Genomic DNA, 24,054 nt, shown 5'->3' with positions numbered 1-24,054 from the left:
TTTTTAAGTTAGATGCAACTGTTCTTTCTGATCTCGTCGAGTATCTCTTTTGCTCCCTGCTCTGCCATCTGAGCCGAGATTTCAAGCGCAATTGCCCGTGCATCGTTCAACTGCCCTTTTTTCGACAGCCGGATGGTTTTCTCTCCTTTCAGATCGGAAACAAAGCCCGTGAAAACAATTACATCTCCCGAAACTTCCGAATAACAGCCTATAGGGACCTGACAACCACCGTCCATTGCTTTGAGAAAAGCTCTTTCGGCAATAGCAACCTGCAAGGTTGGCTGATGATTGATGCCGCTCATTACGGCTGCAACGCGCTCGTCATCCGAACGGGTTTCTATAGCAATAATTCCCTGACTGACAGCCGGTATAATATTTTCAGGATCGATAATTTCGGTGATTCTCTCGTCAAGATTCAAGCGTTGCAGACCTGCTGCCGCCATAATCATCGCGTCGCAATAACCGTTATCCATTTTGCTAAGGCGGGTATTGACATTTCCGCGTATATCGACAATCTGAAATTCAGGATTATAAGCTAACAGTTGAGCTTTGCGGCGCAGACTGGAAGTGGCAATCACGTCGTCGGCGCCAAGCTCTTTCAGGGTTTTTCCGTTTTTGCTCACTAAGGCATCGCGCACTTCGGCTCTTGGAAGTACTGCACCCAGTTGCAATCCTTCGGGAAAAAACGTGGGAAGGTCTTTGAGGCTGTGAACCGCCATATCCACTTCGTTGCTCAACAAAGCGACCTCCAGTTCTTTGGTAAACAATCCTTTATCGCCAATTTTCGAAAGAGCTACATCCAGAATTTTATCGCCTTTGGTGTGGATAATCACAATTTCGGCCTGCACATCCGGAAAATTGGTTTCGATGCTCAATTTCACCTGATTGGCCTGATAAAGTGCCAGAGCGCTTCCGCGGGTTCCTATCCTGACGATATTATTTTTCATTTGCTGCGATTAGTTCAAAAAGGCTGTCCAACAGTTGTATGTGTTCGGTATTCTTGCCGTTATCGGTAAGTTCCTTGAGGTTTTTAATGATCAGTCCGGAGAATTTGTCGACCATGTGCGAACCGTAGTAATCGACCATCCTGATCTCCGATTCGTTCATACATTTCTGATAGCTCCTGAATTCGGAATCGTGAATCTGGCGAAAGTTCTCCTTGATGCGGCGAATAGTCGGCGAAAGGCTCAACAGGTCAAGCCAGTCCATAAATTCACTCACCAATGTGGCAATAATTTCCTGCGCTTTAATGATTTCGGCTTTCCGTTTTTCAAGCGTTTCGTTAATCACCACCTCGGTATCATCTACATCGTAAAGGGTTACATGTTCCATATCGCCTACCTCTTGCGACACATTGCGCGGCACCGAAAGGTCGAAGATGGTAACCGGACGGTTATTTCTCAGAGGCATCACCTCTTCTATCATTTTGGCAGTGATGAGCGGAGTCGTAGAAGTAGTCGCCAGCATGATAATATCACATTTGACCACGTATTCCTTCATTTTATTCAACGGAACGGCGGTTGCATGGAACTCGGCAGCCAGCTCTTCGGCTTTGGTATAAGTGCGGTTGATAACAAAAAGATTTTTGCACCCTTTTTCCACCAGACTCATCATCGACAGACGGCCGGTTTGTCCTGCACCGATCAGCAAAACGGAGCGAGAATCAATATCGTTATATTGTCTGGTAGCCAGCGAAACGGCAGCCGAACTGACCGAAGCGTATCCTTCGTTGATATGCGTTTCTGTGCGCACTCTTTTCCCAGCATTCAACGCACTGTTAAACAGGCGTGTCAGTACCGGACCTGCACAATGGGTACGTTCGCTGATGGTGTAGGCACTTTTGATCTGACCGACAATTTGGTCTTCACCCAATACCATCGAATCAATGCCCGAAGCCACCGTAAAGATATGTTTTACGGTTTCGGTACCGCTATAGTGATAGAAATGTTTTCTGACGGAAGAATCCAGCTTTTTGAACTCAAAAAGGCGGTTAAAAAGGAGTTCGCACCCTTCTGACGGCTGGATATTTTTGAAGTGGTAATATATTTCAACGCGGTTACAGGTCGATAAAACAATAATTCCTGCAAAAGGTTCGGTTTTCTTCAGGTTCTTAACAAATTCTTCAATCTCCTCTTCGGTAAACGATACCGTTTCCCTGACTTGCACAGGAGCAGATTTATAATTCAAACCGATAACTCCAATCATCCTTTTCATTAGCCTGTAACTTACTTAACAGTGAATTTATATGCAAAGAAACAGAAAAATCAGCAAACAGGGTATCCCCATTTAAAGGGATACATAAATGTTAAATAAAGCTGATTACTATGCCAAAAATCACGACAACCAGCAATGCAACGGAATAAAGGAACCCGGCACTCAACACCTTGCTTGTAGTTCTGACCCATCCCGTTCCGTAAACGTTACGGGCACACAACCAGCCATATACCAGCGTAATTAAAAATGGCCACCATAACGAAACGGAAAACAATGCCGATAAAAGGATGTACAAAGTCAGCACAAAAAAGATGACACAATGAATATGGATAGAAAAAACGAGATGCTCGGTGTAGTACATTTTGCTCCGCCGAAAAAGCAGCCACAAGAAGAGGGCAAAAAGTGGCATCAGGAAAAACATCAGAGTGGATATTGCCTTCTGTAGCTTGTGTTTGATTTCTTCGAAAGAAAAATGTCCGGTATTGAGCTTGACCAGATTGCGTTGAAAATTGCGGTTATACCAGGTGACATCCCGTTTAGACGCAGCCAGATACTCATCGATCAGTTCGTTATCGGGTTCGGGAGTATGCCGTATCGAATCGAAAAGCGCTTTGGTTTGGGTATTTTGCTGATGACCGACGTAAGGAGAAAGTGCTTTATCCATGGCATCGGTCGAGTCGACACTATCTTCCACCAACTCGTGTGATGATGCAAAATTCCAATCGTTGATTTTGACCTTTGATTGCTCCTGCTTATTGGGTTTGCTAACGGTTTTTGGACCCTCAGGCAACACTGCCAACAAAAAGAAAAAGATGAAACTGATAAAAATGTAGAGACGCATCGGCGGAACGTAGCGCGCCCGTTTATTTTGGTTGTAGTTGGTGGTAATTCGACCGGGATGAACCAACAAATCGCGCAAAGTAGCCACCATTTTTGTGTCGAAATGGAATGCACTTTCGAGGTATTCCATCACAAAATGTTTTACCGGTAGTTTGTGCGTGTGGTTTTCCTGTCCGCAGTTGGGACAAAAGTTGTCGGTTTCGTCAAATTCGTAGTCACAGTTAGGACAAATCTGTTGCTTAAGCCGGTTCTTCGCCATATTTGCATATTTTTACGCAAAGATACGAATTTTCCGTTATCCTAACCCGGCCAAAAGATCCGTAATTAGGGCAATCCTGACTATATTTCAAAAATTTTCCCCGTCGACAATGCCTCTATTTTATCGCCCAACACCGCTTTCAACAATTCGAATCCTTCCGTTCCGGTACAATGACCCGTCAATATTTTATCGACTCCGGTTTTGTACAGCTCTTCTGCCAATTGCCGTACGGTTTCGGGTGCTTCTCCGAGCGATTTTGTAGCCGTATTCAACAGATGGAAACCTCCCACTACCGCATGAACCGGAGTATCAGGCATCTTTTCCTGTACCGTCCGCACCATGTTGAGAATGCCGCTATGGGCACAACCGGTAAAAATCGTGTTCCTCCCGTTCTCGGTAATTGCCATCACCAGTTCGTGCCGGAAATCGTCGCGCATCATCCCACCGCTTCGTTTGGTATAGAGCAACGAATTGAACCTCGGTCGGAAGGTATTGAAATCGTTGACCGAAAAAAGACGGATAGAATCATTGACTGCAACTTCGTTTTCGACAAAGCGGAGTCGCTCTCCATACTCTTCAAACAGTTTCGAATCGATACCGATATAACGAGGTTCAGGTGTACGACCGACCGAATAACATTGATCGGAAGCAAATTCGGAGAGCCACACCGTCGCTTTGCTATTCATCGAAAGAAAAGTACACAATCCGCCACCATGATCGTAATGAGCATGTGACAGCACGTAAAGATCGATCTCTGCCAGATCAATGCCCAGCAAAGCGGCATTCTCCACAAACGAATCGTCAGGGCCATTGTCAAACAGCAGTTTTAGTCCGCCTGTTTCCACGTACAAACCCAATCCATACCCGATAGCAAACGGAGTTCCTTCGGGTTTTGTATTTTCAATCAGTGTCGTAATCTTCATATTTCAGCCAAATTTATCTTCGTCATTTATTGCAATGGTTCGTTATAAAACATATTTTTCACGCAAAGCCGCAAAGGCATAAAGAAAAACTTTCAGTTTTTCTTTATAGCGTCTTCAGTTATAATATTTGTGTGTCAATTATTTATGCGCACTTTGCGTCTCTGCGACTTTGCGTGAGAAAATAAGCCGAAAAAAAACGACTTATCGTTTTTTCAACCTATCATACTATTATACAACAACATAAAAACTTTTACAACCAGCATTGTTCTTATCTCCCTAGCATCAAAGCCGATAGCGGCACACTGATGCGTATTCCTGCTCGTTGAAACTCTTTTCCTCTAAAAGAAGTAAAGATACCGCCCCGCATTAAATCCATCAAACCGATGGTGTAGCCTGCTTCATAGTATGGCCTTGACGATCCATTCTCATAAAGACATTTCAAATGTAATGCTTCATTGAAAATATACCGTTGCATAAAAGGAAGCCGTTTCAGCAAAAGGTAATCGGACTGCCAGCTCAGATGCACTTCCGCCCATTTACCGGTCGAAAAACTGTAATTGGGCAATAGCACAAAACTATTATCGAACGAGTTGTATGTTACGTATAGCGGACTCGTTCTGAAATAGTAATAATCGGGGGCATACAACCGTTGATCAGACAGGAAACTTCCTGCAGACACCGAATATTTCAAAACGCTCCAAATATCGAGTTTTACAGTCTGATTGATACCGAACACCACACGCTTGTAATCGGACTGTTCCGATTTATTACTCATCCGAAAAGCGGTTTGATATAAAGCATTAAAAGTAGGATAGTCCGAACCGGTATACAATTTCTTTCCCTTCACAATCCGGTAGTGCATAAAAGGTGTATATGTCTGCCCGACCCATGCGGTAGTGGCCGTGTGTTGCGGAAAAGAGGCAGCATAAATATCATCAGGTACATTGGGGCGAGGTTCTTTTCCCCAAAGATGAAAAGTGGTACTGTTAGCAAGTAACATCCGGTTTTCGTAACCTGCGCCCAGAGCTAAAATGAAGCCGTTGGCAATATCAATGGAGTTGGCAATCTTTACCGAATTGCTTTTGTAAAAACGAATCACGTTATTACCCGCTGTAAAGGATGTATAGGCATTCAGATCACGACCAGTTCCTTTATCGCCCTGCATATCGGTAGAAGAACTTCCTCCCGAAATGGAAAACAATCCATTTGAAAGTGGGAGATAGTTCAATTTGGCTTCCGTATTCCAGTTGACGGTCTTTCTTCCGGTAACATAGTAAGCCCATGGAATCAATGTCAGGCGACTCGTTTTCGTGAAGGGCATCGACAAAGACAATCGTTGACCCAACCACCAGCCGTCGACAAAATTATACTCCTTCACAACTCCTCTCACCAAACCGCTATACCTAAAATAGAGCGAATCCCCTAATGACAAACGCCCTCCTTTCAACAAATTGCCTTTCCGCATGCTATCATCCAGTGTGTATTCGAGTCCGTTTTCGGTTGCCTTCAGTGATTTGGAAACTGGAATAGAATCGACCCGCTGAAAACTCCGGATTTCGTCAGCCAGAAGCGGAACTTTGCGCACCGATTCCCAATAAGCCGAATCGCGAAGGTTCGCCAACGAGTCCACCTGCATTTTTACCATCGAGGTATCGCGAATCTCCAGGTTTTTGCGTTTCTTATTACCGTCAGCAGGCTCGAGCATTTGAGTAGAAAGGCGAGCCATGCGCAAGGCATCGGCGGTTGTGAACTTTTCTTTGGCCGACAGCCTCGCCATCTCCGCTTCTGCTTTCTGCTGATTTTTCGAACGTAAATTTGGCTCTGTTACCGTTTGAACTTTCGTAGCAGGTTGTTTCGCCGAAGTGCTTACACGAATACTTTTATATTTGATCGAAGAATAGAAACGGGCGAAACCGGTAATTCCCATCGTTCCTATATTTGTATTGATGCTGTAGGTGATCGGCAAAAACACACCCGGCTGCAACTCCTGATAATTGATTTTATCGTACTCGGTCGATCCGGCTTCTGTCACCGACAAATCGAGAGCAAAAACGCTCCAGTCTCCATCCACAATGTAGATATAGCCGGAATAAAGCGCGGCATTCCGAAGCTTCGGCGTTACCATCACCTTGTTTATTTGATATTTTCCGCTTGGATAAATTTCGGCAAGTCGGAACCTGTAGTATTGAAAAGCCTGCGGAGAAAGAGGAGAAACACAATCGCCGAATTTAGGCGAATAAATATTAGACGTCACGGCACGAATGCCCCCTTTCGGCTCAATTTCTTTCGGGATGGAGCTTTTGTATGCTAACACCCGTTGCACATAGCCCGAAGGCGCCCGATAGGTAATTTCGTTATGCGATTCAAGTACGAACAAATGCCCTACCATCGATTTTAGCTTTTGATCTTTAATCATCATCTTCACTAAAGCCGGAAGATGATCGATCTTCGCGCTCCCCTTGAGGTAATTATCGCAGGTGTATGATTCCACCTGATAGAGATGGTAAGGTGCCCGGGCAATGGCGTGCCGCATCACATCGTAGGCCGGGTCTTCTTTGGATGGTCGTACGGTTACCTCTTGCAAAGGCTGAATTTTTTCAGCTAATATGAATTTTACATTTGCACCTGAAGCAGTCACTTCCACCTTTTGAATTTGCGTTTCATATCCCAAGAAACGAGCTTCGACAGTGTACGTTCCAGGCGAAAGATGGCTTTGAAAGACTCCGTTGCCATCCGTAATTACACCGGAAGAGGTTTCGTGAATGTAGATAGTGGCATAAGCAATTGGATTTCCGTCAGTGGCACTCACTTTACCGGAAAGGATTTGCCCTTGAAGAGGCATAATTGCAAAGAAAATGGCAAAAATTGACAAAAACGATTTCATTGACACATATTTATTTTTTTTCTAAAATCAGTATATCTGCCTTTGGATTACTTAAATCAGAAAATATTTTAAGTTAAATGAAGTGTCAAATGTATTCAGAAAGAACGAAAGGAGAGTCCCGAATTCATTTAAAATATTTACATTTTTACTATATTTTGCAAAATCAGTTTATCAGATTGCTTTTTCTAATCACTTTTCTTCCATTCTAAATCCCAATTGGATGAATCCTCGTAACTTTGCATCTTCATTCAAAAATCATTGTTATGCGCAAAATTCAAACTATTATAACAGGAATTGCTCTCGGATGCAGCATCGCAACATTTGCCGCCACTCCGAAACTTAACGACGGCATCTGGCGTGGAACGCTGGAAGTGAAAGATAATTCAGCTCCTTTTCTTTTTGAGGTATCCCATCGTGGAGCCGACTCGACGGTAGTTACTCTAATGAACGGAGAAGAACGGGTGGCGCTGAACGGGGTTTTCTTCAAAGGAGACTCGGTGATTATCCCCATTGAACCGTTCGATGCTCAGATACGGGCAGCCGTAACAGAGGGAACTCTCAGCGGACGCTTTCTGAAGAATTACGTCAAAAACGATGTGGAAGTTCGTTTTGCAGCTCGCTTCGACAACAAACAACGTTTTGAACAGGTTGCAACCCCGACGGCTGTTGCATTAGACGGGAAATGGGACGTACTCTTTATCGACCCGAAAGGCGAAGCGGAGCACAATGTAGGCATTTTCCAAACCGACAATGGGATTATTACCGGTTCGGTGCTGACGCCCAGTGGCGACCTACGTTTCCTCGAAGGCGCTTACACGCAAACGGGCGCACATCTTTCGGCTTTCGCGGGCCAAAGTCCCTACCTGCTAGAGGTTTCATTCAAGGACAACAACCATTTTGAAGGAACATTCTTTACAACGAAAAGCAAAACACGACTGGAAGGCACACGCAACGACAAGGCGGGATTGGCTGATCCTTACAACCAAACCCACATGAAGCCGGGCAAGGATCACTTCGGATTCAGTCTCCCGAATACCGACGGAAAGAAGGTTTCACTCACCGACGAACGTTATGGTGGCAAGGTGGTGATTGTCTCCATCCTCGGAAGCTGGTGTCCCAACTGCATGGACGAAATGAAATATCTGGCTCCGTGGTACAAAGCCAACAAAGGTCGTGGTGTGGAGGTTGTTGGTCTGGCATTCGAACGAAAAGACGATTTTGATTATGCCCGTGCTGCCCTGTTGCGGATGAAAAAACGTTACGGCACCGAATACGAACTGCTCTTCGGCGGGCAGGTGGGTTCGGAAGCGACAGGTAAAGCATTGCCGGAGATGGACAAGGTAGCCAGTTACCCCACCATGATTTTTATCGATAAAAAAGGAAAGGTTCGGAAAATTCACACCGGATTCAATGGTCCGGCCACCGGATTGTTCTACAAGGAATTCCAACACGAATTCAACGTACTGGTAGACGAATTATTGGCAGAATAAAATCTGTAACGATTTAACCCATGCCGGTTGTTCGCAGTGGATGTCTCAAAAGTCAATATTGCTATTGATAAACTCATAAACTGAAAGACTATTCCATATTTTCCGCCCCTAAATCCCCTTAAGGGGACTTTTGCGCCAATAAAAATAGCAGATTCATAGCCCCTTCAGGGGTTTGGGGTATAAGAACAAAGATTGACTTTCGATTCGTCAGTTATTATGAAATTAATATCTCTTTTGAGACATCTTCTACGAAATTGGCCGCGCGTCTCTACACATTTTCCGTCGATGATTAAAACACCACCGCCGGCGCCCGGAATGTTTTCGGGTCGTTGACTGCACCGTAGGTATAATTGATCACTTCCAATTTCTGAGGCACCACTTTAATCAGCACAAAAATATCCTGCCAACCGGATATTCCGTCCCAATAGTCGCGTTTCATCTTCATCAGCAAATCTTTGTCGTCGATAACGGTTGCCGTGCCGGTTATTGTCACATAGCCGTTTCCTTTCGCATGATCGGCATAATAAACCGCCACCTTCGGATTATTTCTGATCTCTCTGGCTTTGGAGCTGTAGCGCGACGTGGCAAACCAGACAACAAACTCTTTCGGGTTGGGGAATGGGTTCATGGTGCGTATCTGCGGCTGACCAACAGAATCGACCGTTACCAGCGAACAGTAATGGTTTTGTGAAATAATATCGGAGGCCGCTTTCATCAACGAATCTTTCGGTAATGTTTTTTGTGCAAAAAGCGGCGACTGGGAAGAAATTCCGGCAAACAAAAGGATTGCCGACAAAAAAAGGAGAGCTCTGTTTTTCATTACTTGAGGATTTTAAGAGATATTTTCCTTTTAGACCCTCAAAATTCCATCTACCCTAAAAATATTTTCAAAAAAACGCTTTCAGAGAAAATTATTCCAATGAGAAGGGAAAGATGCCTCGATGGTCAGTTCGGAAGACAACTCCGGATGCTGCAAACGCAATGAGCGCGCATGTAGGAACATCTCTCGAATGTCGAGTTGTTCGGTGAAGATACGGTTCTGTTTGCCGTCACCATGTACCCGATCGTTGATGATGTAATGACGCAACTGTGCCAAATGCTGCCGTATCTGATGCCAGCGGCCGGTCAACGGATATGCCTCCACCACGGAAAAACGCGCGGTCGGATAACGGTCGGTAGCCAGCGGGAGTTCCAGTTGTTTCAAGGGAACGAAACGCGTAATGGCATCCTGTAAATTTCCCCGGTCATTCTTTACCTGTCGTTCACAAATCATCTCTTCGGGAAACCAACCCCTCACCAAAGCCACATATTTTTTATGCGATTCTCCATTGGTCAACTGATCGTTGAGCGATCGGGCCACCTCCGGTGAGAATGCAAAAACGAGTACACCCGACGTCGGCCGGTCGATGCGGTGCACCGGAAAGAGTTTACGCCCCACCTGATCGCGCAACAATTGCAGGGCAAACACCTCGTTTTCTTCAGCAATGGAGGTACGATGCACCAGCAGGCCACAGGGCTTGTTGATGGCAATCAGATATTCGTCCTGATAAAGGATGTCGAGCATAGGGTTGGTGTTTTGAGGTGCAAAGGTAGAGGAATTACCTTGATTCACCCCACCATCTCTGAGAATCTTAAATTGGATTTATTATTCGACTCCTATGGAGCCGGAATTTGACATTGCGACATTCCATCCGACTACCATAATTTGACCCCTCCGGGGCCTTGAATCAGAACCTTCAGAGTGTCTTTCCACAAAGCATCTGGCTCCGTAGGAGTCAAATTATGGTAGAAAAAGAATATTCAGTGTAGAATAGAGCTCCGTCAGGAGTGAAATTATTTGTTGGCATTTTGTAAAAACCGAAAATATCAGGGAGCCAATTTTCAAGACTACCATAATTTGTTCCCCGAGGCCTTGAAGCAAATATTTCAATACAGGTACAACTATGGCTCCGTAGGAGTCTGGATTATGGTAGGCATAGAGTATTCCGTGAGGAATGGAGCTCCGTTAGGAGTGAAATTATTCATAAAATTCAAACAAATATTCATTCTTGAACTCAATATCAAAATCTACCAAAAGCTTCATATACTCTTCCTTGAATGATTTACCCTGATGGTGTTTCTCCTGATTCATGATATACTTTATCACAACATCCCGTTGCGAACGAGAATAAGAAAATCCCCCATACCCTTCCTGCCAACTAAACTTACCGGGAACAAGTTTCCGACTGTTGATCCATACAGTTGAACCCGATTTTACATCTCTGATCAAATCAGAAACGGGAAAAGCCGGATTGTATTCAAAAAATAGATGAACATGGTCTTTATATCCGTTTACAGCCAGTGAGTAGTGCTTTTTATTGTTGACAATGCCGGCAATATAGGAAAATAACTCTTCTCTGATCTTTGCTGACAAAATGTTCTCCCTGCCTTTCACAGCAAAAACAACATGTAGATTGAATTGGGTGTAAGTGTTCGGCATAGACGGCTAGTCAATTAGGTTATAATGACAAACATAGCAATAAAGATTTATTTCCATAATGGCATTTTTATTGAATCTATTATTCGACTCCTACGGAGCCGCAATTTGACATTCCGTCATTCCATCCTACCATAATTCGACCCCTCCGGGGCCTTGAATCATAACATTCAGATTGTCTTTCCACAAAACAAATGGCTCCGTAGGAGTCAAATTATGGTAGAAAAAGAATATTCAGTGTAGAATATAGCTCCGTTAGGAGTGACATTATTTGTTGGCATTTTAGAGCCACAAAATTTAGGGCGTCAACTCAAGCAACAGCATGATTACAGGTCTACACACTTTTTCCGTTACGAATATCCATTCCTATTTTACCCATCGACCGAAAATGGTTATTTTTGTAGCATAAAACTTTAGCTATGTCAACTCTTTCAATCGGCACGCCTCTGCAGAAGGGTGCCACCCGTGTGCTCTTCCTCGGAAGCGGCGAATTGTGTAAGGAAATGGTGATCGAGGCGCAACGTCTCGGAGTGGAAACCATCGCAGTAGATTCATACGAAAACGCACCGGCTATGCAGGTGGCTCATCGCTGTCATGTTATTGATATGAAAAACGGTAAAGCGCTGCGTGCCGTCATCGAACGCGAAGCTCCGGCGCTGATCGTGCCCGAAATCGAAGCCATCGACACCGTGATGCTGGAACAACTGGAGAGCGAAGGCTTCCACGTAATTCCCAAAGCGCACGCTGCCCGTCTAACGATGGATCGCGAAGGCATCCGCCGTCTGGCTGCCGAAACCTTGCAACTGCCAACTGCCCGTTATCTTTTTGCCGACACTGCCGAAGAGTTTCGCGCTGCCGTGAAAGAGATCGGTATTCCCTGCGTAACAAAACCGATTATGTCTTCGTCGGGCAAGGGACAAAGCACCATCAAGAGCGAAGCCGATATCGACAAGGCATGGAACTACGCCCACGAAGCTGCCCGTGGCATCGGCAGCCGGGTGATTATCGAAGAGTTTATTACATTCGACTACGAAATAACGCTGCTCACCGTTCGCACCGCTTTCGGCACCAAATTCTGTGCACCGATCGGTCACGTACAGATCAGCGGCGACTACCACGAGAGCTGGCAACCCTGCGCCATGGAACCGGACACCATCCGACAGGCAGAACAGGTTGCCCTGAAAGTGACCGACGCGCTGGGCGGTTACGGCATTTTCGGTGTGGAACTGTTTGTAAAAGACGGCAAGGTGATCTTCAGCGAAGTATCCCCCCGTCCGCACGACACCGGCATGGTGACGATGGCCACACAGGTAATGTCCGAATTCGAGCTGCATGTTCGAGCCATTCTTGGTCTGCCGGTCGATACCCGACTATTACAATGCGGTGCCACGCACGTCATCAAAGCGACCGAAGAAGCTTGGAACCCCACTTTTGATATTACCGAAGCGATTCATGTTCCCGATACCAAAATCCGTCTTTTCGGCAAACCGCTCTGCAAACCGGGTCGCCGCATGGGTGTGGTGTTAGCCACCGGCAACGATACCGACGAAGCCCGTGCCAAAGCAGAAGAAGCAGCGCACAAAGTAAAAATAATCTGAGTCCACGGATGACACGGATGACTTCGTCAACACGGATTATCAATTCAATTCAATTGCGTCTTTCAATCACTGCGTACTGAATACTGTATACTGAGTACTTTTCAACTTATGCCGAATCAAATACAAATAGTTTTACCTGCCGAATGGGCGCCACAGAGTGGCATTCAGCTCACCTGGCCGCACGCGGATACCGACTGGAATTACATTCTGGAAGAGGTAACCCAATGCTACATTGCTCTTGCAAAAGAGATCGTGAAACGTGAAAAGTTGCTGATCGTTTGTCACGACAGTGCCACCGTACGCGAACAGTTGGGCGACGGCATCGACTTCAGTCAGATTATTTTCCGTGAAATAGAGACCAACGACACCTGGGCACGCGACCATGGTGCCATCACGGTGATGGTGGAAGGCGACCCTTATCTCTACGATTTCACCTTCAACGGCTGGGGCATGAAATATGCCGCCAACTTTGACAATCAGATCACCCGCCGGCTCTACGATTCGGATACGTTTCAACCGACGGTGGCTTATCAAAACATGCTGCAATGCGTGTTGGAAGGCGGCAGCATCGAATCGGACGGAGAGGGAACCATCCTCACCACCGAAGAGTGCCTGCTTTCGCCCAACCGTAACGACCACAAGTCGAAAGAGGAGCTGGATGAATACCTGTTGATGGTGTTCGGCGCCAAACGGATGCTTTGGCTGAAAAATGGTTATCTGGCAGGAGATGACACCGATAGTCACGTGGATACGCTGGCCCGCCTCTGTTCGCCCGACACGATTGCCTACGTAAAGTGCGACGATCAAAATGATGAACACTACGAAGAACTCAGCCTGATGGAAGAAGAGTTGCTGGCATTCCGCACGATGGAGGGCAAGCCCTACAACCTCATTCCGCTGCCGATGGCCGATTGCGTATTGTTCAACGAAGAACGTTTGCCGGCAACCTATGCCAATTTCCTCATCATGAACGGAGCCGTGCTGATGCCGACATACGATTCACCGAAAGATGAGATTGCTAAAGCTCAATTACAGGCAGCCTTCCCCGACCGTGAGATTGTCGGCATCGATTGCCGTTCGCTCATCAAGCAGCACGGATCATTGCATTGCGTGACGATGCAGTTCCCTGAAGGAGTATTGTAAACGACCTTATGAGTGAGGGTTTCACTCCGTGTGAAGCCTTCACTTTTTTATTCACCACAAAGAGCACAAAGTACTTTCACAAAGCTCTCGAAGATTTCAATTTGCGTCATCCTTTGTGTCCTTAGTGCTTTCCTTTACGAACTTTGTGGTAAAATATCGTCCGGCTTTCACCTTAAATTAACCTGATATGATCTCACTCCGAAAAACACTCCGCCTCAAATCTCTTGTTTTTCTTTTGCTGTGTATTCCGGCACTGTTCTCTTTCAAAGCTGCCGACAAGCAATATCGCGAAACCATCGATCTTTCGGGCAACTGGCAATTCGCGCCAGACGAAAACAATGTGAATATCGGACAAAAGTTAGCTGCCCCAACCTTTACCGATTCCATTCTGTTGCCCGGCACTACCGACACCAACCACAAAGGCCGGAAAAATGACACTCGCACCACAATGCACCTCAACCGCAATTACCTGTACGAAGGCCCGGCATGGTACCGCAAAGAGGTCATAATTCCGGCAAACTGGAAAAACCGTTCGATCTCTCTGTTTATGGAACGCACCAAACCAGCGAAAGTGTGGATCGACGGACAATTTGCCGGAGAATCTATGCTGCTGGAGTCGCCGCAAGAATATGATCTTTCCCGCCTGTTGACTCCCGGCAAACACATCATCACCCTTTGCATAGATAACAACGCGAATCGAACTCCGTACGGTGGCGTGCACATGTACAGCGACGATACCCAAACCAACTGGAACGGGATTATCGGTCGCTTCTGTCTGGAAGCATCGACACCGCTACACATCACTGACCTGCAAGTCACTCCCGACATTGAAAACAAGAAAGCTGTTTGCAGAATCAAACTGAATCGTGCGCCAAAATCCGGCAATGTTTCGCTCGACCTGTTTATTTCAAAAGAAGAAAACGGGAAAACCGAAGCTCTGCCTCTTGCCGGTTTCACACTGAAATCCGATTCGACACTGACTGTTACCTACAACTTCTCCGACATCAGCCTTTGGGACGAGTATCACCAACCACTTTACAAAATCAACGCGGTGGTCAGTGACGGCAAGCAAGCCGACAACCGAACGGCGACTTTCGGAATGCGGAAATTTACCACGCGTGGCACACAGTTTACCATCAACGGAAGAACCACCTTCCTTCGGGGCAAACACGACGGATGCGTCTTTCCGCTCACCGGATTTCCTCCCATGGACACAGCCGGTTGGATGCGGGTGTTCCGCATTGCCAAATCGTACGGCATCAATCATTATCGTTTCCACACCTGGTGCCCGCCCGAGGCAGCTTTCACCGCCGCCGACCATCTGGGCATCTACCTGCAACCGGAACTTCCTTTCTGGGGCGGTCTCGATGCCGACAGCACAGCGATGATGCTTACAAAAGAAGGAATTGCCCTGCTTAAAAGCTACGCCAACCACCCTTCGTTTGTAATGTTCGGCATGGGCAACGAAATATGGAGCGGTCACGAACGGGTAAAAAAAGTACTGACGACACTGAAGCAAGCCGACAGCCGCCCGCTTTATTCGGAAGGATCGAACAATAACATTGGCTATGCGCCCTCCATCGACGAGGAAGATTACCACGTGGCAGCACGCACACCCTTTGCGCACGATTCTATTCTGACACACATCCGGCTGATCCATGCTTTTTGCGATTCGAAAGACGGCGGCATCCTCAACACGGTTTCTCCTTCGACACAAATCAATTACGACTATGGAGTAAATCACATCAACAAACCGCTGATCAGTCACGAGATCGGGCAATATCAGGTTTATCCCGACTATAAGGAGATTGCCAAATATACCGGGGTATTGAATGCCCGCAATCTGGAAGAGTTCCGCGACCGTCTGGCTAAAGCCGGAATGATAGACCAAAATCAGCTTTTCACCAAAGCTTCGGGAGCGTTAGCGGCATTGTGTTACCGTGCTGAAATCGAAGCAGCATTACGCACAAAAGGCATGGCCGGCTTCCATTTACTCGATCTTCAGGATTATCCCGGTCAGGGAACGGCTTTGGTCGGTATTCTGGATGCGTTTATGGACAGTAAGGAGGTGATCAGTCGCGACGAGTGGATCCATTTTTGCAACGATGTCGTTCCGCTACTGTCGTTCGAGAAATACTGCTGGAGCGATCAGGAAACGTTTTCTGCCAACGTGGAAGTTGCCAACTATTCAGACAAAAGCATTCGGAACAACATTTCCTGGAAATTAATTGGAGAAAATGGTAGAGTATGGCGGGAAGGCAAGTTTAAAAAGCGCGAAATCGCCAACGGACAATTGAGCAATCAGGGCACAATCAGTTTTTCTTTTTCCAGTCTGCAAACACCACAACGACTGAACCTCGAAATCGCCATCGACAGTACAACCTACCGGAACAGCTATCCCCTCTGGCTTTATCCGACTCCCGAAGCCATCGGGAACGATCCGACCATAATGATCACCGAATCATTGAATAAGGAAACCATTGCATTGCTAAAAAACGGAGCCAACGTATTGTTATTTCCTCAGCCTGACTCTGTTTCGCACAACAGCGTCAAAGGATTATTTAATCCCGAATTCTGGAATTTCGGCATGTTCAAAGGCATTTCAGAATCGAACAAAAAACCGGTTTCGCCCGGCACCATGGGGTTATTGATGGATCCGAAGCATCCGTTATTTGATCTTTTTCCAACTGATTTTTATACCAACTGGCAATGGTGGTCGATTATCCACAACAGCAATCCGCTCAACCTGAATACGACAGACAAAGCCTATCGCCCCATCGTGCAGGTGATCGACAATCTGGAGCGAAACAATAAATTCGGTCTTATCTTTGAATTCAAAATGGGAAAAGGAAAATTGCTGATCTGCATGTCGCGACTCGGTAAAATTGTCGACAAACCGGAAGCCAATCAGCTGTACCGTTCTATCCTCGATTACATGCACTCCGAAAAATTCAATCCGGAATTTTCGATAAACGAAGAAGAATTACGAACTTTGCTGAAGTAAAACAAACCCGATTTGGGAATTTGAGAATGTGAAGATTTGAAGATGAAATTTCTTTGATTTTCAAATTTATCACACAGATTAATCCACAAATTCTCAAATTCTCAAATTATCGTACATGAAAATAGCTCTTATCCAACAAACCAACACCGCTGACACCCGCGGCAATATCGAGAAACTGAAACAGAACATCACCGTCTGTGCCCGTCAGGGTGCGGAGTTGATTGTTTTGCAGGAGTTGCACAACGGACTCTATTTCTGCCAGGTGGAAGATCCTGCCAATTTCGATCAGGCCGAAACCATTCCGGGGCCTTCTACCGAAGAGTTCGGGGCTTTGGCGAAAGAGCTGGGCGTGGTTATTGTACTTTCGTTGTTTGAAAAAAGAGCTCCGGGCCTGCATCACAACACGGCCGTGGTGATTGAGAAAGATGGTACCATTGCCGGCAAATACCGAAAAATGCACATCCCCGACGATCCGGCTTACTACGAAAAATTCTATTTTACTCCGGGCGATTTGGGCTTTGAACCGATCCAGACATCGGTCGGCAAACTGGGTGTACTGGTTTGCTGGGATCAGTGGTACCCCGAAGGAGCTCGATTGATGGCATTGGCCGGAGCCGACGTACTGATCTATCCTACGGCTATCGGATGGGAATCGACCGATACCGACGATGAGAAAGCGCGCCAACGCGAAGCTTGGATCATTTCGCAACGTGCTCACGCCGTAGCTAACGGATTGCACGTAATTTCGGTGAACCGTACCGGTTACGAAGCCGATCCGTCAGGCGTCACCAATGGTATTCAGTTTTGGGGAAGCAGTTTTGTTGCCGGTCCACAAGGCGAATTTCTGACACAGGCTTCCTCAGATAAAGAAGAAAACCTGATTCTGGACATTGACTTGTCACGCACCGAAACCGTGCGCCGCATGTGGCCCTTCTTCCGCGATCGCCGCATTGATGCATTCGGAGATATCACCAAACGCTTTCGGGACTAAACGACAATTTGAGCACGCGGAGGACACAGATTAAACAGAAGAACACGGATAATTTATTCATGAAAATATTTCGTGGCTATCCATCTATTCCATGTTTTTTGAAGTCAAAGCACACAGATTACACTGAAAAGCACAGCATAACACCAATACATTTATCTATGGATTTCTGTGTTAATCCGCTTGTTCCGTGTCGTCTGTGTGCGAAAAATTACAAACTGAATTCCAGAATTCCTTGTCTGTCGAAGTCGCAGTTCGACCATTCGTTATCGATAGTGGCACCACATTTTTCGTAGAGCTTGATGGCATTCTCGTTCCAGTTGAGCACCTGCCAGCGTACTCGCTTGCAATTTTCCTCGCGAGCAACCTCAAATATTTTCTTCAATAAAGCCGATGCGATTCCCTGTTTGCGGAAAGGTTTGCGCACGTAAAGATCGTCGAGATACAGCGACTTGCCAACCCATGTATAGTAGGCAAAGAAATAGAGCGAAATCGCCAGCACTTCGTTTTGATCGTTCACTGCCACAAAACAACGAAAACAATCTTTCTCTTCGAGCATCTGTTCAACGGAATTAGTCACCTTCTCAGGGGCTTTTTCGAACAAAGCCAACTCTTTGATGATACTTAAAATAGCAGGAAAATCAGCATCCTGAGCAGGACGTATGGAATAATTCATCATGTGGATTTGAATCTTATTTTAGTTAATTGGCTGCAAAGATAGGCATCCCGCTCCAAAAACAAAAGGCATAGCCTCATCCCGAGACCATGCCTTCACTTACTTATATATCACGAAAAATAAAAAAATCAGAATTTATAATCCAATCCGATACCAAACACCTTATTGGTACGGTAAAAGACGTCGGTTCCGGCAAAAGTCGTTCCGTTATAGTTTGACGAAGTTTTTGTCCATTTGTTGTAATTGGTAAAGAAGTAGGCGAGGTTTAATCTCATTTTCGGAGAGACATTAATTGCACCGCCAAAACCAACTGAATATGAACTCAGGCTGAAACTCATATCGCTCTGATAGTTGTCTGTTACACCTGTCCGGGTAATCTGACCGCCGGCACTCACCAAAAACATGTCGTTGATTTGATATTCAGAGCCAAACAAAAATTCGTTTACGCCTCCGTTGATGAACTTTTGTTTGTCGTTGGCCATTTTTGCATCCGAATCAAAGAAATGGTGATAGCCACCCGACACTTTCCATTTTTTACACAACTGGTATTCAGCACCCACAGCCAGATATGCCGGAATATCGCTCGGTGTATTCACACCGTCGGCAAACATGCCGGTATCATCTACCGTTGTGTTGTTCTGAATATTGAGTTTGGTAATGAATTCATATTTTGCCCCGATATTCAAGCCTGCATAATGATAATTCAGGCCAATGATCGGAGTTACACCCCAACCTGTTTGCGTACAGTCCAGTTCTTTATCGGCCGTAGCTTTAGCACTGGCTGTGTAAGTTGCCGCAGCGGTATTATACGCACTCTGCACCTGTGATGCCTGCAACGAACTTACATTTTGTCCCAAACCGGTACTCAGCTGTGTAACCTGAGCCGAAGTCAGGACACCCGCACTGACCAACTGCGACATGGTGTAAGAACCATAACCAGCTGTAATGATAGGCGCCAACGAATTGGATGCACCCTGAGCCGCAGTTGCCGCATTGGAGAAGAAAGTATTAGCCGAAATTGTTGCACCTGTCGGATTCAATGTCGGATGTACCGGATTGATCTGAATATTACGCAGATGTCCCTTGTATGCATTATTCACAATATTCAGGCGCATACCGAGGGCACCGGAAAACATATCGTTGATTTTATATGTCCCATTCAGTTGAAACCCGAAGATAAACTGGCGGCCTTCCATAAATTCATCTACAGAATAGGCCGTAGTAGGCACACCTTTGTTTTCCAACATTTTTGGAATCAATGAAATCGGAGCTTCAAAAGAAGCTAAGCCATGATTAAAGGTTGCTTTGCCACCGCCACCGGATATTGCAAAACCGGCTGAGATCACGAAACGGTCTTTCTTATAGGCCAACTGAAAACTTGGGATAACCGGCGCCGAAGCTTCGCCCTTAAATTCTTTCGTGGCACTACCGCCATTATTTGCAAAAGATGAAAATGTTGAGGTAATTTCACGTGTCTGAAATGCACTCTGATTAGTCAGCGACAAATGAAAACCATCAGTAAGGAGCGACAAACCTGCAGGGTTGGTGTAAACGGCATCAATTTCGGTAGATGCATCTCTGGCCGGATTGCGTAAGAAATGTACGCTCTGATTTGTATTGGTAAGTAGTCCTCCGGCAAAAACCGGACTTGTTGCCAAAATCAGCAACAGGAGAAAACATGTTTTTTTAATTGTCATTATTTACAGATTAAAAAAGATAAGAGGCCGAATTAAAGTTGAGCCTCTATCTTAAATTAAAAATTAATTAATTTTTCTGGCGACAAAATTACACATTTTTTCATCATTTGTGCAATATCAAATTATTTATGGCACATTTCTATATTTTATGAGCATCTTCATTCCCTCAAAACCAGACACAAACACCTGATATTGTTTCATTTGCAACCGTTTCAAATCAAACCAAACAACATACAGACATTTCTCCCCATTGCTTTAAATAGAGGGAATAGTCATTAACTTTGCAGAAATTTTAAGGCAAAAAAAGCAGGAAATGTCAGGCTGTCGGTAGGAAATCCTATTTTCCGGCTATCAAAACGAAGTTATAATGCATCAAAACGACAAAGGAGCGCCAAACCAACTGGGCACGGAACGCATAAAGAAGTTACTTATAGAGTATTCAGTTCCGGCAATTGTTGCAATGTCGGTCACCTCTATTTACAACATTATAGACAGCATTTTCATCGGACAGGGGGTTGGTCCGATGGCAATCGCCGGGTTGGCCATCACGTTTCCGTTTATGAACCTCGGAGCGGCCTTTGGATCGTTGGTTGGAGCCGGAGCATCAACGATGGTTTCAATTTATCTGGGAAGGAAAGACAGAGACGGAGCAATCCGCATTCTGGGTAATGCATTTGTAATGAATCTGACGGTAGGCCTGACGTTTGCAATTACGATGCTGATATTTCTCGACCCCATCCTGCGGCTTTTCGGCGCCAGCGACCAGACTCTTCCCTATGCCCGCAGTTTTATGCAGATAATTCTTGCCGGTAACGTATTCAATCATATGTTTATCGGGCTCAACAATATTATCCGCGCCTCAGGCTACCCTAAAAAAGCAATGCTCATGTCATTGCTCACCGTCGGTGTCAATCTGGCATTAGCACCGATATTCATTTTCATTTTCCACTGGGGCATTCGGGGTGCCGCTACAGCCACGGTTGTCGCGCAAATCACAGGGTGCTGCTGGGTATTGACCCATTACATCAATCCTAAAAACTACATTCATTTCAGGAAAGGCTATTTTGCACTTAAAAAGAAGATAATCGGGGATATATTTTCTATCGGCATGTCGCCCTTCCTTCTCAACTTATGTTCTTGCGTCATTGTTATCATCATGAACAAAAGCTTCATGACGTACGGCGGGGATATGGCTGTTGGAGCATTCGGTATTACCAATCGCATTCTGATGCTATTTATAATGGTAGTATTCGGGTTCAATATGGCAATGCAACCAATTGCAGGATACAATTTCGGAGCAAAGCTTTACGACAGGATGCTGCATGTCTATAAACTGACGGTAATTGCAGGGACAATCACCACCACAATCGGATTCATTATTGCTCAACTAATTCCGCATTCCATTGCCAGAGCATTCACCTCCAATCCACAATTGATTGACATCGCGGCGCATGCCCTTCGTATCAACATGGCGATATTCCCGATTGTAGGTTTTCAGATTGTGACCTCCAGCTTTTTTCAGTCGGTAGGAATGGCAAAAACAGCCATTTTTCTCTCGCTACTGCGGCAGGTACTCGTGATGATTCCGGCACTGTTTATTCTTCCGCATCTGTTCGGATTATACGGCATTTGGGCAGCAGGTCCAACCAGTGATTTAATTGCCAGCATCATTACGTTCGCAGTATTGCAATTGCAAATGCAAAAAATCAAACGGAACAGATAACGCAGAAAATCACCCCAACTCCATATAATTATCCACGCAAGCCGGAATCTCTTCCCTACGGTGAGTTACATAAATAAGTGACTTGTCTGGTTGCTCACAGAAACTCTCCACCACCCGACGGCACAACTGCTTTTTGGAAGCATCCAGACCGTGAAACGGCTCATCGAGAATCAGCAATTCGGGATTTTTCACCAGCGAACGGGCAAAAAGCACCAGCCGTTGTTCTCCCGAGGATATTTTAAGGAAGGGCCTTTCTTTCAGATGTTCACATTCGAGCAACGCAAGCATCTGAAGGGCAATTTCCAACTGCGATTCGGAGCATTTACGAAACAACCCCACACTATCGAAGAAGCCGGAAGCAACCACTGACAAGCAAGGAACATTTTCTCTGTAGTAGAGATGCATTTCAGAAGAGGTAAATCCGATACGCGCTTTGATTTCCCAGATGCTTTCTCCGGTTCCCCTGCGACGGTCGAACAATGTCAGTTTTTTTGAATATGCCTGAGGGTTATCGGCAAAAATATAACTTAGTAGCGTCGACTTGCCCGAACCGTTTGGTCCCAGCAGCGCCCATTTCTCGCCTTTGCGTATGGTCCAGTTCACTCCCTGACGGATAATCTGTTTTCCGTAGGAAATTTCCACATCCTCCATTTTAACTACATTCTCACAAGCCTCCGGCTGATCTTCAGGCGTTGGAAATTTAGCCCAGTCGATACAAATTTCAGACGTGAGTTCTTGCTTTTGTTGATGCATTGCTCTGTACTCGGAAGCACTCATCATTGAAGTCTCGCGACAATTATCCATTAATAGTACCCGCTCCGTGCAATCAGGCAAATCGACTGCTGACGGCACAAGAAACAGCAGCTGAATGCCCTGCATATTCATCCGCACAAACAGTTCATTCAACTGATTACGTGAGGCGACATCCAGACCGATAAACGGATTATCAAAAATCAGCATACGGGGATTGGTCGCCATTATTTTCGCAATCAGCAATTTTCTCAGCTCCCCGCTCGAAAGTTGAATCAGTTTGCGGTCAATCAGCTTCGCGATATTTAAAGCCTCAACAATTTCGTCTGTTACCGGATGTTTTGAACCGTCGCCCATCAACAAATCTCTTACATACGGAGAATCTTCAGACTCTGTACTATTAAAGCGTTGCTGATAATACATCGGTCGAAAATCAACAATGGAATAGGTAGAATTGAAACTCACCAATTTTATAAAATCCCAGGCATGAAGCACTTTATCCGGATTATCCTGCTGCATCGTTTCCAAAAAATGATAGGTTATATCACCTTTGTTTAAGCCATATTGTCCGGTTATAAGCTCGGCAAGCAGAGACTTTCCGCTCCCATTTTCACCGGCGACAGCCCAAATCTCACCATTTTGAATCTGCCAGTTGACAGGGGTACTAAAAGAGGTTCCCGGAATTCGGGGCAGAGCGTTTTCAAGAGATAAAAAGAGATTCATTCGCATTCTGTTTTGAGAGTGCAAAGATGCCAAAGAATGATGGGATCAACAACCTCTTTTGAATAAAACGCCAATTTAAACCAAACAAAGCCAGACAAAATACTTTGAGCATCTTTAACTGCATAAAATTGACTTTAGATTTTCACGGTTGTACCTTTATAACTCGTTTTATAAAGGAATAAACGTTCGCTGAACAAGCCAATTTACCTGTCCATCAATAGTGTTTTTTTACAGGCTATTCGATTATTCCAGTAAAAACATGTTCGTTAATGAATATAATGGTAGTGTTTGCCCGGCCGTGATCCGACACAAGAGATGATGAGAATTATACCGAAGCGTTGTTGATTTGCCCGGCAGATATTGATAGTTAGAGTTTTCTTACAAGCAAGGGGGAGATGAGCGGTAACATCTCCCTTTTTTCATTTCCTGTCGCATTCATTGCAATCCGCCATGAACCACCCGCATGTCGCTTTTAACCTTCATCAGAATCGAATTACGACTCGCTTGCACAAAGAAAAAAAGGAAGAGATTTGCTATCTTTGAAGTCAATTTACTGTATTCGAAAAACAGACAAAAAACAGAGCCATCACGAAGAATTCAAGGATACATAAAAACGGAATATCTTTGTTTTTAAAGCATATATTTTGTTTTTAATTATCGGAAAAT

At 45.3% G+C, this 24,054-nt stretch carries 17 protein-coding genes; 6 read left to right on the top strand and 11 right to left on the bottom strand.

What is annotated here, in order from left to right; genetic code table 11:
- Positions 1–8 precede the first annotated feature (8 nt).
- From hemC to F8N35_RS02205, 5 genes are all read right to left on the bottom strand, one after another.
- Positions 9–947, bottom strand: a complete 939-nt coding sequence (hemC, locus tag F8N35_RS02225) for a hydroxymethylbilane synthase (RefSeq protein ID WP_293049718.1) — start codon at positions 945–947, stop codon at positions 9–11.
- Positions 937–2,214: a glutamyl-tRNA reductase gene (gene hemA, locus F8N35_RS02220; RefSeq protein ID WP_293049717.1), complete on the bottom strand. Its 1,278-nt coding sequence runs from the start codon at positions 2,212–2,214 to the stop codon at positions 937–939. The genes hemC and hemA overlap by 11 nt, the downstream gene beginning before the upstream one ends.
- 91 nt (positions 2,215–2,305) lie before the next feature.
- The gene (locus F8N35_RS02215) at positions 2,306–3,313 is read right to left on the bottom strand and encodes a DUF3667 domain-containing protein (RefSeq protein ID WP_293049716.1); all 1,008 of its coding nucleotides are present in this window, start codon (positions 3,311–3,313) and stop codon (positions 2,306–2,308) included.
- An 80-nt stretch (positions 3,314–3,393) separates the two neighbouring features.
- Positions 3,394–4,236 (bottom strand): MBL fold metallo-hydrolase, encoded by an 843-nt coding sequence (locus F8N35_RS02210; protein ID WP_293049715.1) that lies wholly within the window; start codon positions 4,234–4,236, stop codon positions 3,394–3,396.
- Between the two features lie 268 nt (positions 4,237–4,504).
- Positions 4,505–7,120: a DUF5686 and carboxypeptidase regulatory-like domain-containing protein gene (locus F8N35_RS02205; RefSeq protein WP_293049714.1), complete on the bottom strand. Its 2,616-nt coding sequence runs from the start codon at positions 7,118–7,120 to the stop codon at positions 4,505–4,507.
- Positions 7,121–7,383: 263 nt separating this feature from the next.
- Here F8N35_RS02205 and F8N35_RS02200 point away from each other — a divergent pair, with 263 nt between their 5' ends.
- Positions 7,384–8,610: a TlpA disulfide reductase family protein gene (locus tag F8N35_RS02200; protein WP_293049713.1), complete on the top strand. Its 1,227-nt coding sequence runs from the start codon at positions 7,384–7,386 to the stop codon at positions 8,608–8,610.
- Between the two features lie 289 nt (positions 8,611–8,899).
- Here F8N35_RS02200 and F8N35_RS02195 read toward each other — a convergent pair whose 3' ends face one another.
- From F8N35_RS02195 to tnpA, 3 genes are all read right to left on the bottom strand, one after another.
- Positions 8,900–9,430 (bottom strand): pyridoxamine 5'-phosphate oxidase family protein, encoded by a 531-nt coding sequence (locus tag F8N35_RS02195; protein WP_293049712.1) that lies wholly within the window; start codon positions 9,428–9,430, stop codon positions 8,900–8,902.
- Positions 9,431–9,511: 81 nt separating this feature from the next.
- Complete coding sequence (locus F8N35_RS02190) at positions 9,512–10,174, bottom strand: pseudouridine synthase (RefSeq protein ID WP_293049711.1); 663 nt, start codon at positions 10,172–10,174, stop codon at positions 9,512–9,514.
- 453 nt (positions 10,175–10,627) lie between these two features.
- Positions 10,628–11,089 carry an IS200/IS605 family transposase gene (gene tnpA / locus F8N35_RS02185; protein ID WP_293049710.1) on the bottom strand — a complete coding sequence of 154 codons (462 nt, stop codon included), beginning with the start codon at positions 11,087–11,089 and terminating at the stop codon, positions 10,628–10,630.
- A 416-nt stretch (positions 11,090–11,505) separates the two neighbouring features.
- On the opposite strand from tnpA, the gene purT reads away from it, so the two are divergent.
- From purT to F8N35_RS02165, 4 genes are all read left to right on the top strand, one after another.
- On the top strand, positions 11,506–12,684 hold the full coding sequence (gene purT, locus F8N35_RS02180) for a formate-dependent phosphoribosylglycinamide formyltransferase (protein ID WP_293049709.1): 1,179 nt from the start codon (positions 11,506–11,508) through the stop codon (positions 12,682–12,684).
- A 108-nt stretch (positions 12,685–12,792) separates the two neighbouring features.
- Complete coding sequence (locus F8N35_RS02175) at positions 12,793–13,827, top strand: agmatine deiminase family protein (protein ID WP_293049708.1); 1,035 nt, start codon at positions 12,793–12,795, stop codon at positions 13,825–13,827.
- 187 nt (positions 13,828–14,014) lie between these two features.
- Entirely contained in the window at positions 14,015–16,831 is a 2,817-nt protein-coding gene (locus F8N35_RS02170) for a sugar-binding domain-containing protein (protein ID WP_293049707.1), read from the top strand.
- Positions 16,832–16,946: 115 nt separating this feature from the next.
- Positions 16,947–17,822 (top strand): carbon-nitrogen hydrolase, encoded by an 876-nt coding sequence (locus tag F8N35_RS02165; protein ID WP_293049706.1) that lies wholly within the window; start codon positions 16,947–16,949, stop codon positions 17,820–17,822.
- Positions 17,823–18,030: 208 nt separating this feature from the next.
- On the opposite strand, the gene F8N35_RS02160 is transcribed toward F8N35_RS02165, so the two are convergent.
- Together F8N35_RS02160 and F8N35_RS02155 are read right to left on the bottom strand one after the other, a co-directional pair.
- Complete coding sequence (locus tag F8N35_RS02160) at positions 18,031–18,498, bottom strand: GNAT family N-acetyltransferase (protein ID WP_293049705.1); 468 nt, start codon at positions 18,496–18,498, stop codon at positions 18,031–18,033.
- 125 nt (positions 18,499–18,623) lie between these two features.
- Entirely contained in the window at positions 18,624–20,192 is a 1,569-nt protein-coding gene (locus tag F8N35_RS02155) for an aromatic hydrocarbon degradation protein (protein WP_293049704.1), read from the bottom strand.
- A gap of 367 nt (positions 20,193–20,559) precedes the next feature.
- Here F8N35_RS02155 and F8N35_RS02150 point away from each other — a divergent pair, with 367 nt between their 5' ends.
- Positions 20,560–21,915 carry an MATE family efflux transporter gene (locus F8N35_RS02150; protein ID WP_293049703.1) on the top strand — a complete coding sequence of 452 codons (1,356 nt, stop codon included), beginning with the start codon at positions 20,560–20,562 and terminating at the stop codon, positions 21,913–21,915.
- 9 nt (positions 21,916–21,924) lie between these two features.
- On the opposite strand, the gene F8N35_RS02145 is transcribed toward F8N35_RS02150, so the two are convergent.
- Positions 21,925–23,388 carry an ATP-binding cassette domain-containing protein gene (locus tag F8N35_RS02145; protein ID WP_293049702.1) on the bottom strand — a complete coding sequence of 488 codons (1,464 nt, stop codon included), beginning with the start codon at positions 23,386–23,388 and terminating at the stop codon, positions 21,925–21,927.
- Positions 23,389–24,054: the final 666 nt, after the last annotated feature.

This window comes from Paludibacter sp. (assembly GCF_009712605.1).
GTDB lineage: Bacteria > Bacteroidota > Bacteroidia > Bacteroidales > Paludibacteraceae > Microbacter.
Note: the sequence above shows the minus strand (reverse complement) of the source record. Positions and strands in the feature narration are given on the sequence as shown.

Excerpts from the sequence above, each read along its gene's own strand:
- F8N35_RS02190 (WP_293049711.1), bottom strand. The coding sequence starts at position 10,174 with ATGCTCGACATCCTTTATCAGGACGAATATCTGATTGCCATCAACAAG.
- F8N35_RS02200 (WP_293049713.1), top strand. The coding sequence starts at position 7,384 with ATGCGCAAAATTCAAACTATTATAACAGGAATTGCTCTCGGATGCAGC.
- purT (WP_293049709.1), top strand. The coding sequence starts at position 11,506 with ATGTCAACTCTTTCAATCGGCACGCCTCTGCAGAAGGGTGCCACCCGT.
- F8N35_RS02145 (WP_293049702.1), bottom strand. The coding sequence starts at position 23,388 with ATGAATCTCTTTTTATCTCTTGAAAACGCTCTGCCCCGAATTCCGGGA.
- F8N35_RS02155 (WP_293049704.1), bottom strand. The coding sequence starts at position 20,192 with ATGACAATTAAAAAAACATGTTTTCTCCTGTTGCTGATTTTGGCAACA.
- F8N35_RS02150 (WP_293049703.1), top strand. The coding sequence starts at position 20,560 with ATGCATCAAAACGACAAAGGAGCGCCAAACCAACTGGGCACGGAACGC.
- F8N35_RS02205 (WP_293049714.1), bottom strand. The coding sequence starts at position 7,120 with ATGAAATCGTTTTTGTCAATTTTTGCCATTTTCTTTGCAATTATGCCT.
- F8N35_RS02160 (WP_293049705.1), bottom strand. The coding sequence starts at position 18,498 with ATGATGAATTATTCCATACGTCCTGCTCAGGATGCTGATTTTCCTGCT.
- F8N35_RS02175 (WP_293049708.1), top strand. The coding sequence starts at position 12,793 with ATGCCGAATCAAATACAAATAGTTTTACCTGCCGAATGGGCGCCACAG.
- hemA (WP_293049717.1), bottom strand. The coding sequence starts at position 2,214 with ATGAAAAGGATGATTGGAGTTATCGGTTTGAATTATAAATCTGCTCCT.
- tnpA (WP_293049710.1), bottom strand. The coding sequence starts at position 11,089 with ATGCCGAACACTTACACCCAATTCAATCTACATGTTGTTTTTGCTGTG.
- F8N35_RS02195 (WP_293049712.1), bottom strand. The coding sequence starts at position 9,430 with ATGAAAAACAGAGCTCTCCTTTTTTTGTCGGCAATCCTTTTGTTTGCC.
- F8N35_RS02165 (WP_293049706.1), top strand. The coding sequence starts at position 16,947 with ATGAAAATAGCTCTTATCCAACAAACCAACACCGCTGACACCCGCGGC.
- hemC (WP_293049718.1), bottom strand. The coding sequence starts at position 947 with ATGAAAAATAATATCGTCAGGATAGGAACCCGCGGAAGCGCTCTGGCA.
- F8N35_RS02170 (WP_293049707.1), top strand. The coding sequence starts at position 14,015 with ATGATCTCACTCCGAAAAACACTCCGCCTCAAATCTCTTGTTTTTCTT.
- F8N35_RS02210 (WP_293049715.1), bottom strand. The coding sequence starts at position 4,236 with ATGAAGATTACGACACTGATTGAAAATACAAAACCCGAAGGAACTCCG.
- F8N35_RS02215 (WP_293049716.1), bottom strand. The coding sequence starts at position 3,313 with ATGGCGAAGAACCGGCTTAAGCAACAGATTTGTCCTAACTGTGACTAC.